This is a genomic window from Streptomyces sp. Go-475, assembly GCF_003330845.1.
Lineage (GTDB): Bacteria > Actinomycetota > Actinomycetes > Streptomycetales > Streptomycetaceae > Streptomyces.
In genome coordinates, this window is record NZ_CP026121.1 from 8,230,853 (window position 1) to 8,243,786 (window position 12,934).

Below are 12,934 nucleotides of genomic sequence, written 5' to 3' on the forward strand. Positions count from 1 at the left end.
AAGATCACGTGAGGAGGTTGGCGCACACCCCGATCTTCGATAGGTTAGGTGAGGCTTACCTAAGGAGGTCTGGGATGGGTGACGACAGCCACAGCTGGACGGCGGCCCCTGCCGCGGCGGAACGGGCGCGCTCGGTGCTCGCCGCCGCGTGGTCCTGCTCGGTGACCGCGGAGGGCACGCGGGAGGAGCTGGTCGGCGCGCACACGGTGGCCGAGGACGGCCGGGTGCTCGTGGACGTGCCCGAGGACAGCGCCCTGCTCGCGACCGCGATCTGCGCGCCCCGGGGCGAGCCGTCCGCGGTGCTGGAGTTCGCCGACGTGGCGCCCGTCCCGCTCCGCAGCCGGATCCGCGCCCGGCTCTGGCTCGCGGGCTGGTTCGCCGTCGAGGAGGGCCGGCTCGCCTTCACGCCCACGCGCGTGGTGCTGCGGCAGCCGTCCGGCGCCGTCGTCGTGGACCTGGACGACTTCGCCGCCGCCGCGCCCGACCCGCTCACCACGGCCGAGGCCAGGCTGCTGACCCATCTCGCCGACTGCCACGCCGACGCGGTCGAGCGGCTCACCCGCCTGGTCGACTCCGACAGCCTGCACGGCGCGGTCCGGGTCCAGCCGCTCGCCGTCGACCGGCACGGCCTCACCCTGCGCATCGAACGCGCCCGCGCCCACGGCGACGTACGCCTGGCGTTCCACCGGCCCGCCGACGACGTCGCGCAGCTCACCGAGCGCATGCACGTCCTGCTCGGCCAGGCGAGCGCCGCGTCCTGCCCCCGGGCGCTACAGCGGCAGCGCACAGACGGCGACCGGTGAGGAAAACGGTTCGCCGGCCCGTCGCAGGGCCCCGCTCGTCTCGTCCACGTGGAAGACGGTGACGGTCGAGGACTTCTGGTTCGCCGCGAACAGCAGCGTGCCCTCCGGCGAGAGGGCGATCTGGCGCGGGAAGTCCCCGTCCACCGGCACCGTGTCCAGCAGCTTGAGCCGGGCACCGTCCGCCTCGATCGCGTAGCGCGTGAGGCTGTTGTCGCCGCGGTTGGCGAGATAGGCGTACCGGCCGTTCGGGGTGACGAGGATCTGCGCCGGGTAGCTGGTGCCCGGACCCGTGCCCGTGGACTGCGCCTCGCCGACGCGCACGCGGCCGGAGGCGGGGTCGTACGAGCAGACCGCCACCGTGTTGTCGACCTCGTCGGCGAGGTAGGCGTACCGGCCGCCGGGGTGGAAGGTGAGGTGGCGCGGGCCGGCGCCGGGCCGGGTTCGCGCCCGAGTGACCTCGGTGAGCGTGCCGGCCTTCTCGTCGAGCCGGTACGTGTAGACGGTGTCGGTCCCCAGGTCGACGGCGAGGACGTGCCCCCCGTCGGGGCTCGTGATGATCTGGTGGGCGTGCGGGCCCTCCTGGCCGGGGCCGGGCGGCGGACTGGAGTGCGTGACGAGGTCGGTGCGCTCGCCGAGGGCCCCCGAGGCGTCGATCGGATGCACGGCCACGCTGCCCGAGCCGTAGTTGGCGCTGAACAGCCAGCGCCCGCCCGGATGCACCGACAGATGGCAGGGGGCCGCACCGCCGGTGCTCCGGCTGCCCAGGACCTTCCGGTCGGACAGCCGCACGGCGGTCACGGCGCCGTCCTCGCGCTCGTCCACCGCGTACAGCGTCCGGCGGTCCGGGTGGATCGCGAGGTACGACGGGTCGCCGACGCCGGTGAGCGTGCCCGTGCCGGTGATCCGGCCGGTCGCCGGGTCGTACTCGGCCAGCCCGATGCCCTTGCCGCCGCCCTCGGCCGACGTGTACGTGCCGAGGTAGAGGGGGCGCGGGCCGGAGGGGCGCCGGGCCTCGCCGGAGGGGTTCGTACTCGCCTCGGGCGCGGGGGAGGCGGCGGGTTCGGGCGCCTTGTCGCAGGCCGGCAGTGCCGCCGCGGCGGACCCTCCCGCCAGCACGCCGACGAATCGGCGCCTGCTCCAGCCGGTGCTGTCCATGTCGCCCCTCAGCTCGTCACTCGTCCCCGTCGCGACAGCCACCTTGGCGTGGATCACCCGTCGGGTGCAACAAAGGCACTTGGCGTTGCGTCCGGCGCAACAGGACTCGGGGTCGACCGGGAGCCGTCCTCTCCCTCAGCGGGAACGCCCGCCGACCCCGGTCCGGTTCCGCCACAGCTGCTCCTGAACGCCCAGGCGCTCGCGCATCCGCGTCAGCCGCGGCATGCGCACGCGCTGCTCCCGCGACACCCGGTCCAGTTCCTCCAGCAGGCGACGCGTGCGGTGCTCGGTGTCGAGTTCGTCGAGGATCCGGTTCACCTCCGTCAGGACGGCGCCCGGAAGCTGCCAGTGCCCGGGGTCGCGCTCGGCTTCCTCGCGCAGCAGCAGGGCCAGCTTGTCGCGGGTGCCCGCCGCGGTGCGCAGTTCCGCGGCGAGACGTTCCTCCGCCGACTCGGCGCTGGCGCTGAGATGGGTGGTGACCAGCACCGCGAAACTCACCACGGCGTCGGCGATCTCGGACAGCAGCTGCTCGAGCGCCGCGCCCGTCTCGGCCTCGAACAGCGGCTCCGGCTCGCGTTCCTTCGCCAGGTCGGTGAGGGAACGGGCGAGCACCCGCAGGACGACCGTGCAGATCTCCAGCGTGTCCAGGCCGGTGCGCAGCACCACCCGGTGCAGCAGGCCCTCCCGGACGCGCGGGTTGAGCCGCAGGCTGTCCTCGGCCTGTCTGAGGGCGGCGTCCACCTCGACGATGTCGTGGTCCAGGCGGCGCGCCTCGTGCAACTGCTCCGCCGCGCGGTCGACGGGCGTGCCGCGGGCGGCGGCCTCCTCGCCCAGGCGCAGCATCAGCTGCCGCAGCCGGCGGGCCAGGCCCTCGATCGACTCACCGGCCTCCTCCACCCACACCGGCGGAGGCAGCAGCAGATTGCAGCCGAGCCCGACGACCGCGCCGATCAGCGTCTCCAGGACCCGGGCCCAGGCGGTGTCCCCGACGGTGGTGACCCCGAGGACGAGCATCGCGCTGATCGCGACCTCGGGGACGTACTCCTCCACCCGGACCAGCCGCCCCACGGCCAGCGCGGCCACGATCAGCAGGGCCAGGCTCCACCACGTGAGACCCACCAGCAGGCTGAACGCGATGGCGACGAGGACCCCGGCGACCACGGCGTTCACCCGCCGGAAGCCGTTGGTGAGCGTGGCGTACAGCGTCACCTGGACCACCAGCAGGGCCGTCAGGGGAGCGGTGAGGGGTGCCTTCTCGGGGCTCAGCCGCAGCGCGATGACGTAGGCGATCGTCGCCGCGGTCGCGGACCGCAGCGTCTGGACGACCACGGGGTCACGGCGTTTCTCCAGGACCCGCGTCGCGTGCGCCGTCCACTCACGTACCTCTCGCATCCTCGGGCTGTTCCCCTTCCCTGGCGCATCGAACGCACCCATGATCGAACGTATCCACGGAGGACGCCAATGCCCAGGGGGAACGGGGGCGGCCGAGGGCGGTCAGGCGTACAGCTTGTCGAGGAACGCGGCCAGGTGGCCCGTGGTCCGGTCAATCTGCTCCCGCAGCGTGAGGCTCTCCTCGAACCGGGCGCCGGTCTCCGGCACCTTCTTCCCGCGCACGTACAGCGAGCAGGCGAGGTCGGTGCACATGTACACGCCGACCGAGTTCCCCTCGCGTCCGGCCGTCCCCGCCTTCCGCGCGGTCATCAGCGAGACCCCGCCCCGCGGGTGCGTCGTCAGGCACAGCGAGCACATGCTGCGGTGCAGGAACCCGCGCTGCGCGGCCTGGAACCGCATCGCCACCCCGACGAGCCGCCCCCCGCGCTCGGTCACGAGATAACTCCGGTCGGGTGCTCCCGGATCCCGCCACCCGAGGAAGTCGAGATCGTCCCAGGGGCGCTCGGCGAGGTCCCGGGGCACGGCCAGGCGCTTGGCCTCTCCCTTGGAGCAGTTGACAAATGAGTTGCGGATGTCCTGCTCGGTGAGTGATCTCATGGGAGGGCTCCTGGTGGTCGTCGCCGTAACCTAGGGGTCCTAGGTTTCTGTGTCCGGGCCAGGGTAGACATCGGCGGCGAGGGGGAGCCAATGGATTTCCGCGGGGTTGTGGGTGCGTGTGCCCGGGCGGCGCTGCGTCATGTCGCGGCCCGCTCGGCGGGGCCCGGCGTCGACGCGCGCCTGCGCATCACCCTGAACTTCCACCCGGACCGGACCGCGCGCGGCCGGCCCGTCCTCGCGGCGCTGGCGCAGGACGGCAGATACCACTCGCAGTTCGTCACCGGCACCAGCAACGGCGGCCTCACCGCCCACCCCGGAGGCGACCGGTGGCGCTGGGAGAGCAGGATCTTCGGCGGCGCGTACGACGCCGCGGCCGGGCACGAGCGGCCCGTGTACGGTGCCCTGAACTTCCGCCGGCAGGTCGTCGGCGCGGCACCCCGGTTCGGCTCCTCGCACTTCCGGCTGCGCGCCGCGACCCTGGACCGCGCCACGTTCTGCTATCCCGACAGCGCCGCCGAGCCGACCCACTTCGGCGTCGCGGCCGGCATGTCCCTGATCGCGCTGGCCGAGGCGGACGAGCAGGACGCCCTCAACGACTACATCGAGGCGCAGGTGCACGGCGGCGTCGACCTCGCCCGCGACGTGGAAGCCCTCGTGCTGGACGCCTGCTACCGCGGGACACCCGTCGAGGCCGCGGCCCGGCGGCTGCCCTGCCCCCTCGAGTGGCACCCCGGCTACCGGCTCACGGCGGCCGAGCTGCGCCGCCACGGCGACTACCGCGGACAGGAGTACGCCGAACTCGGGGCCAGGATCGCCCGGGACGGCCTCGTCGACCCCCGGGCCATCGGCGACGCCGCCCGGACCGGCCGGTACGACCTCCAGGACCTCAAGATGGTCTGGCACACCCTCGCCCGCTTCGGCGCCCCGGAGGGCGCGGGCACGGCCTACTGCGGGACGGAGGCCTCCGGCGGCCACACACCGGGCGTGAGCACCCCCAGCGCGTAGGCCCGGGCCACCAGTTCCGTGCGGTTGGCGGCGTTCCAGCGGGAGGACAGGCGGCGCAGGTGGTAGGTCACGCCGTCGGTGGTGAGGCCGGTCTCGCGGGCCGCCCGGGCCGTGGTGGCGCCACCGGCCAGGAGGGCGAGGATGCGGGCCTCCACCGGGGTGACCCGGGGGTGCCCGGCGGACGGGTCCGCACGGGGCCGCTCGCGTTCGCCCTCCACCCGCAGCATCACCAGCAGCGCCGGCGTGTCCTCCACCGTGTCGCTCACCGGGTCCGCCGTCAGCTCCCCGTACCGCTCCGCGCCGCCGGGTGCCCGCCAGCGCACCGACACCTGGTAGCGCGAGCGGTGCCGCAGCCGCAGCGCCTCGGCGATCCGCTCCACCTGCGTCGCCTCCCGCGGGCTGAACAGCTCCAGCACGTCCCGGCCGCGCAGCCGCCCCGGTGTCGTACCGCACTCCGCGGCCATCGCCGGATTGGCCAGCAGCACCGCCCCGTACACATCGCACACCGCGACCGGCATCGCGATCCGGTCGAAGAGGAGCAGCGCGCGGTTGCGCCACATCACGGCCTCCAGCCGGGCCAGCTCCACGGGTCTCTCCTGCCACGCCGGGTCGCTCCCGCGCAAGAGCGACGCGTCTGCTTGTACTACACAATCATGTAGGGCGGCGACACCGCCCGCCGGGGCCGGTGGATCACGCTGGAAGCAGTACTTCCGTACCGCGAAAGGCAGTTGCCGCGTCATGCCCCCCACCGGACAGACTCCCCTCACCGCCGACTCCCTCCCCGGCGTCCCCGTCGCCGACATCTCCGCCACCGGGCCCGGCGGTGCGCCCATCCAGCAGGCCATGGACCTGATGCGCGAGCACGGGCCCGTCTTCGTGCGGCGGCTGTACGGGCGGGACACCCTGTTCGTGGGCGACCTGGACCTCGTGGCCGACCTCGCGGACGAGCAGCGGTTCGCCAAGCACATCGGGCCCGGTCTGGAGAACGTCCGCGAGTTCGCCGCCGACGGACTGTTCACCGCCTACAACGACGAGCCCAACTGGGCCAAGGCGCACGACATCCTCATGCCCGCCTTCGCGCTCGGCTCGATGCGGACCTACCACCCCGTGATGCTAAAGGTGGCCCGCCGGCTCATCGCGTCCTGGGACCGCGACGCCCGCGCCGGCCGTCCCGTCGACGTACCCGGCGACATGACCCGCATGACGCTCGACACCATCGGACTCGCGGGATTCGGCTACGACTTCGGCTCCTTCGAACGGCCCGAGCCGCACCCCTTCGTCGAGTCGATGGTCCGCTGCCTGGAGTGGAGCATGACCCGCCTCGCCCGCGTCCCGGGCCAGGACCACTCGGCGGCGGACGCGGCGTTCCGGGACGACGCCGCCCACCTCGCCCGGGTCGTCGACGACGTCATCGCCGCCCGCACCGGCACCGACCAGAGCCAGGCCGACGACCTCCTCGGCCTGATGCTCACCGCCGAGCACCCGGCCGACGGCACCACCCTCGACGCCGCCAACATCCGCAACCAGGTCATCACCTTCCTGATCGCCGGCCACGAGACCACGTCCGGCGCCATGTCCTTCGCGCTGTACTACCTCGCCAAGCACCCCACCGCGCTCCGGCTGGTGCAGCGCGAGGCCGACGAGCTGTGGGGCGACCAGGCCGACCCCGAGCCGACCTACGACGAGGTCGGCAAGCTGACCTACACCCGCCAGGTCCTCAACGAGGCGCTCCGGCTGTGGCCCACGGCCGCCGTGTTCGCCCGGCAGGCCCGCGAGGACACCCTGCTCGGCGGCCGCGTCCCGCTGCGTGCCGGCCAGTCCGCCCTGGTCCTCACGCCGATGCTGCACCGGCAGCCCGTCTGGGGCGACAACCCCGAGCTGTTCGACCCCGCCCGCTTCACGGCCGAGGCGGAGGCCGAGCGCCCGGTGCACGCCTTCAAGCCGTTCGGCACCGGCGAACGCGCCTGCATCGGACGGCAGTTCGCACTGCACGAGGCGACCATGCTGCTGGCCATGCTCGTCCACCGCTACCGGCTGCGCGACCACGCCGACTACCGGCTCACGGTCAAGGAGACCCTCACCCTCAAGCCCGAGGGCTTCACCCTCACCCTCGCCCCGCGCACCTCCGCCGACCGCGTCCACCCGCCGCTGCCCGGCGCCGCCCCGGCCCGGCAGTCCCGGTCGGCCGAACCCCAGGGCCTGCCCGCCCGCGTCCGCCCCGGCACCGCCGCCCTCTTCCTGCACGGCAGCAACTACGGCACCTGCCGCGACTTCGCCGCCCAGCTCGCCGACGAGGCCGCCGCGCTCGGCTGCGACACGCAGGTGGCGCCCCTGGACGCCTACGCCGACGGCCTGCCCACCGACCGGCCCGTGGTCATCACGGCCGCCTCCTACAACGGCCGCCCCACCGACGACGCCACCGCCTTCGCCGCCCGGCTGGAGGAGGAGCACGACCTGTCCGGCGTGACCTACGCCGTCCTCGGCGTCGGCGACCGCAACTGGGCCGCCACCTACCAGCACGTCCCCACCCGGATCGACGAGCGGCTCGCCGCGTCCGGCGCGACCCGCCTGCTGGAGCGCGCCGCCGCCGACGCCTCCGGCGACCTCACCGGCACCGTCCGCGCGTTCACGGCCGCCCTGCGCACCGCCCTCCTGGAGCGGTACGGCGACCCGGACGCCACCGCCCCGGACGCCGGCGAGCCCACGGCCGCCTACGAGGTCCGCACCCTCACCGGCGGCCCGCTGGACGCCCTCGCCGAACGGCACGACCTCGTCCCCATGCGGGTCACCGAGGCCCACGACCTCACCGCGCCCGGCCACCCGCGCCGCAAGCGGTACCTCCGCGTGGCGCTGCCGGACGGCGTCACCTACCGCACGGCCGACCACCTCACCGTGCTGCCCGCCAACGCCCCGGACCTCGTCGCCCGCGCCGCCGCCGCGCTCGGCGCCGACCTCGACACGGTCCTGGACATCCGCGCCACCCGCCCGCGCCGCGACGGCATCGCCGTCGACCGGCCCGTGACGGTACGCCAGCTCCTCACCCACCACGTCGAGTTGCAGGAGCGCCCGAGCGCCGGGCAACTGGCCGCGCTCGCCGCCGCCAACCCCTGCCCGCCGGAGCGCGCGGCCCTGGCCGCCCTCACCGACGACCCGCGCACCCTCGTGGAGATCCTGGAGGACCACCCGGCGCTGCGCGGCGCCCTGGACTGGCCGCGGCTCCTCGACCTCCTCACCCCCCTGCGCCCGCGCCACTACTCCATCTCCTCCTCGCCCGCCGTCGACCCCGCCCACGTGGACCTGATGGTCTCCCTGCTCCAGGCGCCCGCCCGCTCGGGCAGGGGCGTCTACCGGGGCACCGGCTCCGGCCACCTCGCCACGGTCCGGCCCGGCGACACGGTGTACGCGCGCGTGCAGCCCTGCCGGGAAGCCTTCCGCATGGAGGCCGAGGGCTCCGCACCGGTCGTCATGGTCGCGGCGGGCACCGGCCTCGCCCCGTTCCGCGGCGCCATCGCCGACCGTACGGCGGCCCTCGCGAAGGGCGCCGCACTCGCCCCCGCCCTGTGCTACTTCGGCTGCGACGCCCCCGACGCGGACTTCCTGCACGCGGAGGAGCTGCGCGCCGCCGAGAGGGCCGGGGCGGTCTCCCTGCGCCCCGCCTTCAGCGCGGTCCCCGAGGGCGAGGCGCGGTTCGTGCAGCACCGCATCGCCGCCGAGGCCGAGGAGGTCTGGGCGCTGCTGGACGCCGGGGCGCGGGTGTACGTGTGCGGCGACGGTTCCCGAATGGCCCCCGGGGTGCGGGAGGCGTTCCGTACGCTGTACCGCAAGCACACGCCGGACGCCGACGAGCGCGCCGCCGAGCAGTGGCTCGACCGGCTGATCGCGGACGGGCGCTACGTCGAGGACGTGTACGCGGCCGGCTGACCGAGAACGAAGGGGAGGGGTGGGCGCACGGTGGTGGACTCCTGGGAACGGGCCCGGCGCATTCTCGAGGAGGCGGGCCTGGACCCCGGCGGCCTCGCCCACCTCGCCCCGCTGACCGGCGGCACCTACAACACCGTCGAGGAACTCCGCCTCACCGACGGCAGCCGCTACGTGCTGAAGATCCCGCCCCCCGCGGCCGTCCCCGGCCTGCGGCACGAGCGCCGGCTGCTCGTCGCGGAGGCCGAGTTCTACCGCTCGGCCGCCGGCGTGGGAGTCCGCGTGCCGCGGCTGGTGTCCCTGGGCGACGACTTCCTGCTGATGACGGCCTGCCCGGGCGACCCCTGGGACGACTCGCTCACCGCGCGGGAGACGACCGCCCTGCGCCGGGAGCTGGGCGGCCAGGTGGCCCGGCTCCACCGCGTGACGGGCCCCGGCTACGGCTACCCCTCCGGCGCCCTCGGCCCGCTCGCCCCCGACTGGCGGACCGCGTTCCAGACGATGTTCGACGCCGTCCTCGACGACGCCCGCCGCTACGGGGCCCGGCTGCCCCGTCCCGCCGACGCGGTCGCGCGTACCGCCGAGTCCGCGTACGGCGCCCTCGACGAGGTCACCGTGCCCTGCCTCGTGCACTTCGACCTGTGGCAGGGCAACATCCTCGTCGACCGGTCGGACGGCGGCGCCCGCATCGGCGGCCTCATCGACGGCGAGCGCATGTTCTGGGGCGACCCCCTGGCCGACTTCATCTCCCTGGCGCTGCTCGGGGACATCAGGCAGGACGAGGCGTTCCTCGCGGGCTACCGGGAGGCCGGCGGCCGGGCGGAGTTCGACACCCCGGCCCGCCTCCGCCTCGCCCTGTACCGCGCCTACCTCGACCTGATCATGATCACCGAGACGGTTCCGCGCGAGTACGGCCCGGACCGGGAGCGCTGGCTGCGGGAGACGGTCGCCCCGGAACTCGTCGCCGCCCTGGACGAGATCGAGGCCCTCGTGGCGGACCCCGCGCATTAGCTCACCGACGGCGGCCGCCCGCACACCGGACAGTGCGTTCCCCACCTGGCGTACGGCGCTGCCGGAGCGCGCATCGCGCCGAGGTTTCCCGGCGCACGGCGGAGGTACTCGCGTGGCGCCCGGACGAGCGAAGGGAGTAGTGCCGTGACCGACCACCGCCTCGAAGCACCCGGCGAGAACGGTGATCCCGTCCCGCGGGACATGCCGGACCAGCAGGCCGACGCCGGCGAGGACCCGTGGGAGGTCGCACCGCGCTTCACGGGCACCGGCAAGGGCGAGAAGGACCAGGCGGACGAGGCCGGCGAGCCGGCCGAAGACGTCCCCGACACGGACGAAGCGGGGACGGGCCGGCAAGGCGCGCCGCGGTCCGGAACGGTCCATCCCGAGCACCCGGTGCCGGACGAGCCCTCCGCCTGAACGCGGACGCGGAGGGCCCACCGACACCGAGGGCCGCAGCCGGCTGTGGGGGTCGGCTGCGGCCCTCGGCCTCGTCCTCGTCGGGATCTCCGGCGGGTCAGCCCACCTTGCGGCCCCGCAGCGGCTCCGTCCCCGCCCCCGCGCCCTGCTGGAGGCCCCGCAGGAATTCCGCCAGCACCTCCGTCGCCGTACGCTCCGGCTGCCAGCCGAGTTCCCTCCGGGCGCGCGCGGAGTCCATCAGGGGGAGCCGCAGCACCGCGTCGAACAGGTGCGGGGAGGCGGGCAGCAGGTGCAGGCCCCAGGCCGCCGCGATCGCCGAACGGGCCGCCGTGCGCGGCAGCCGCACGGGCCGGGCGCCCAGCATCTCGCCCAGCACGTGCGCGTCGACCGGCGGATCGGCCGCCAGGTTGAAGGCGCCCCGGGCGTCGGAGCGCACGGCCAGCCGGTACGCCCGCGCAGCGTCGTCGGTGTGCAGCGCCTGGACCCGCAGCCCCGGGATGTCGGGCAGGAAGGGCAGCAGCTCGGGGCGGGCCAGCGGGCCCGGCAGGAACTTGCCGCCGAAGATGCGGCGCTGCTCGCTCGCGGACTCCCGCTTGAACAGGAAGGCGGGGCGCATCCGCACCACCCGCGTCCCGGGGTGGTCGCGCTCGAACGTGTCCAGCGCGCGCTCCAGATAGGCCTTCTCCCGACAGTACGCGGCGTCCGGCCAGCCGTGCGTCGGCCACGACTCGTCCACCGTCTCGTCCTTCGGGCCCGGCGAGTACGCCCCGACCGACGAGGCGTGCACCAGCGCCGGCACCCCCGCGGCGGCCACCGCCTCGAAGACCCGCATGCTGCCGAGCACGTTGGTGCGCCAGGTCGCCGCCGGATCGTGTGTCGGCTGGAACGCCCAGGCCAGATGGACGACCGCGTCGGCGCCCGTGAACCGCTCCACCAGGTCGGATCGCTCGGAGGCCAGGTCGACCGCGTCCCAGTCGGTCTTCGGGGGCGACCAGTCGGGGAGCCGTCGGGCCAGGCCCAGGACGGAGCCGGTCTCGGGATCCTCGGAGAGGAGTCGCACCACGCTCGTGCCCACGTTGCCCGTGGCGCCCGTGACGACGACCCTCATGCCCGTTGCGCTGCTCACCTCTGGCTCCTCTCGGCCGCGTGGTTCCGCGAGAGATGACCGAGTACCCGGGTGGGGCGGATTGCACGTGGGCAGAAGGAAGCCCCGGCCGGACGGGGGAATCACGGCCGGGGCGGCTCTGAGGTGGGCGCGGACGGCGGTCGCCTCTCGGCGAGGGGCTCCACAGGGCTTCAGCCGAACGATCGTCCCTGTGGGCGAATGGTGAGGCCCGGGGACACTGTCCCATCCGCACCCACGTGTTGTTCAACGGGGAACTACCACTGGGTGTTCCGGGTTCACGGGCCCGGCCCCGTGAGGTGGGTCACTGCCCTTGGTCGTCGGGCACGGTCTCCGCCCAGAGGTTCTCCGCCTGGAGCAGGAGCGTGCCGAGCACCGCCGTGTGCGCGGCGCCCTCCTGGGCGTGCCGGCGGAGCTTGTCCTGCAGTTCCTCGTGGAGTTCCCGCATCGCCTTCTCGGTCTCGTCGTCCGGCCGGCCGTACAGGCTGCCCTCGCGCAGACTGTCCGCCTGCGCCTGGCAGGCGTCCCCGATGAGCTCCAGCATCCGCGCGTACGACCGCAGGGCCCGGCCCTCGGGCGGGGCGGGGGTCCGGTTGTCGTCCACGGACACGGCCAGGGCCCGGGTCAGGGCGGTGACGTGCCCGGTGATCCGGCCGAACCGCTCGTCCTCCTCCACCGGCGGCAGCGCGGCCTCCCCGTGCGGTACGCGGTGCAGGGCGCGCAGCGGACCGGAGGTCAGGCGCAGGCTCTCCTGGCTCCAGCGGCGTGCCGAGTGCAGCGCGTCCAGGCGGTGCTCCAGCCCGGCCGAGGCGCTGAGCCAGCCGGCGGCGGTCTGCCCGTCCCACTCGCCCTCGCGCAGGTCGGCGGCGACCCGGTGCAGGACGTCCCCCACGTCCCGGGCGAGCGCCACCAGGTTCTCCCGTACGTCCCGCAGATGGATCGGCGGCAGGACGAGCGCGTTGACGGCGACGCCGATGACGGCGCCGAGCGCGGCCTGGCCCACCCGGTGCCCCACGCCGGACAGGCTGACCGTGCCCGCGGCCAGGGTGAACAGGGCGGTGGTCGCCGCGTAGATGCCCTGGTCGCCGAAGCGGGGCCAGTTCGCCAGCAGCATCAGCACCGGCACGGACAGGGCGAGCGCGCCGGTCGTGTCGCCGGTGACGGCCTGTGCCGCCGAAGCCAGCAGGGTGCCGACGCAGATCGCCCCGAACTGCCGCGCGCCCTGCACCAGCGAGCTGTAGACGGTGGCCTGCACCAGCACCAGGGCCACCCAGGGCGCCATCAGGGCCAGTGGGTCCCCCATCCAGACCCCGCCCACCAGCCAGGCGATCACGGCCGCCGCGGCCGCCTTCAGCGACTGGACGACCAGATCCCTCTCCCGCCCGGGGCCCCGCCAGGCCGCCCGCATCGCGTCCCAGGCGGCCCGGGTCTCCCGTCGTACGGCGTCCACCGGCTGCACGGCGCGGATGCCGTGCTGCAGGTTCCGTATACGCCTTGGGGCGGTGGCCACACC

11 protein-coding genes are annotated in these 12,934 nt (G+C 74.6%); 5 read left to right on the plus strand and 6 right to left on the minus strand.

The features are described 5' to 3' along the window. Positions 1-74: 74 nt before the first annotated feature. Entirely contained in the window at positions 75-803 is a 729-nt protein-coding gene (locus C1703_RS37290) for a DUF2470 domain-containing protein (RefSeq protein ID WP_114256973.1), read from the plus strand. On the opposite strand, the gene C1703_RS37295 is transcribed toward C1703_RS37290, so the two are convergent. The 3 genes from C1703_RS37295 to C1703_RS37305 all read right to left on the minus strand — a co-directional run bounded on the left by C1703_RS37295 (position 771) and on the right by C1703_RS37305 (position 3,947). Next, positions 771-1,958 (minus strand): lactonase family protein, encoded by a 1,188-nt coding sequence (locus C1703_RS37295; RefSeq protein WP_198678491.1) that lies wholly within the window; start codon positions 1,956-1,958, stop codon positions 771-773. The genes C1703_RS37290 and C1703_RS37295 overlap by 33 nt on opposite strands. A 135-nt stretch (positions 1,959-2,093) precedes the next feature. Then, the gene (locus C1703_RS37300) at positions 2,094-3,350 is read right to left on the minus strand and encodes an FUSC family protein (protein WP_114256974.1); all 1,257 of its coding nucleotides are present in this window, start codon (positions 3,348-3,350) and stop codon (positions 2,094-2,096) included. Positions 3,351-3,452: 102 nt separating this feature from the next. Continuing rightward, positions 3,453-3,947, minus strand: coding sequence for an FBP domain-containing protein (locus C1703_RS37305; RefSeq protein ID WP_114256975.1), 495 nt, complete (start codon positions 3,945-3,947; stop codon positions 3,453-3,455). Between the two features lie 90 nt (positions 3,948-4,037). Between C1703_RS37305 and C1703_RS37310 the strand changes: the two genes are divergently transcribed. Next, positions 4,038-4,952: a DUF3626 domain-containing protein gene (locus C1703_RS37310; protein WP_114256976.1), complete on the plus strand. Its 915-nt coding sequence runs from the start codon at positions 4,038-4,040 to the stop codon at positions 4,950-4,952. On the opposite strand, the gene C1703_RS37315 is transcribed toward C1703_RS37310, so the two are convergent. Next, positions 4,892-5,539: a PAS domain S-box protein gene (locus C1703_RS37315; RefSeq protein ID WP_114256977.1), complete on the minus strand. Its 648-nt coding sequence runs from the start codon at positions 5,537-5,539 to the stop codon at positions 4,892-4,894. The two genes, C1703_RS37310 and C1703_RS37315, sit on opposite strands and share 61 nt — an antisense overlap. A 151-nt stretch (positions 5,540-5,690) precedes the next feature. Between C1703_RS37315 and C1703_RS37320 the strand changes: the two genes are divergently transcribed. The 3 genes from C1703_RS37320 (at position 5,691) to C1703_RS37330 (ending at position 10,298) form a co-directional block, all read left to right on the plus strand. Beyond that, positions 5,691-8,873: a cytochrome P450 gene (locus tag C1703_RS37320; protein WP_114256978.1), complete on the plus strand. Its 3,183-nt coding sequence runs from the start codon at positions 5,691-5,693 to the stop codon at positions 8,871-8,873. A 30-nt stretch (positions 8,874-8,903) separates the two neighbouring features. After that, positions 8,904-9,881, plus strand: coding sequence for an aminoglycoside phosphotransferase family protein (locus C1703_RS37325; RefSeq protein WP_114256979.1), 978 nt, complete (start codon positions 8,904-8,906; stop codon positions 9,879-9,881). A gap of 144 nt (positions 9,882-10,025) precedes the next feature. Then, the gene (locus C1703_RS37330) at positions 10,026-10,298 is read left to right on the plus strand and encodes a hypothetical protein (protein ID WP_114256980.1); all 273 of its coding nucleotides are present in this window, start codon (positions 10,026-10,028) and stop codon (positions 10,296-10,298) included. A gap of 97 nt (positions 10,299-10,395) precedes the next feature. On the opposite strand, the gene C1703_RS37335 is transcribed toward C1703_RS37330, so the two are convergent. Further along, positions 10,396-11,424 carry an SDR family oxidoreductase gene (locus C1703_RS37335; RefSeq protein ID WP_114256981.1) on the minus strand — a complete coding sequence of 343 codons (1,029 nt, stop codon included), beginning with the start codon at positions 11,422-11,424 and terminating at the stop codon, positions 10,396-10,398. A 301-nt stretch (positions 11,425-11,725) separates the two neighbouring features. Then, positions 11,726-12,829, minus strand: a complete 1,104-nt coding sequence (locus C1703_RS37340) for an aromatic acid exporter family protein (RefSeq protein WP_114257793.1) — start codon at positions 12,827-12,829, stop codon at positions 11,726-11,728. Positions 12,830-12,934: the final 105 nt, after the last annotated feature.

Coding starts and splice junctions, on each gene's coding strand:
- C1703_RS37305 (WP_114256975.1), bottom strand. CDS start 3,947: ATGAGATCACTCACCGAGCAGGACATCCGCAACTCATTTGTCAACTGC.
- C1703_RS37295 (WP_198678491.1), bottom strand. CDS start 1,958: ATGGACAGCACCGGCTGGAGCAGGCGCCGATTCGTCGGCGTGCTGGCG.
- C1703_RS37340 (WP_114257793.1), bottom strand. CDS start 12,829: ATGCGGGCGGCCTGGCGGGGCCCCGGGCGGGAGAGGGATCTGGTCGTC.
- C1703_RS37320 (WP_114256978.1), top strand. CDS start 5,691: ATGCCCCCCACCGGACAGACTCCCCTCACCGCCGACTCCCTCCCCGGC.
- C1703_RS37310 (WP_114256976.1), top strand. CDS start 4,038: ATGGATTTCCGCGGGGTTGTGGGTGCGTGTGCCCGGGCGGCGCTGCGT.
- C1703_RS37300 (WP_114256974.1), bottom strand. CDS start 3,350: ATGCGAGAGGTACGTGAGTGGACGGCGCACGCGACGCGGGTCCTGGAG.
- C1703_RS37290 (WP_114256973.1), top strand. CDS start 75: ATGGGTGACGACAGCCACAGCTGGACGGCGGCCCCTGCCGCGGCGGAA.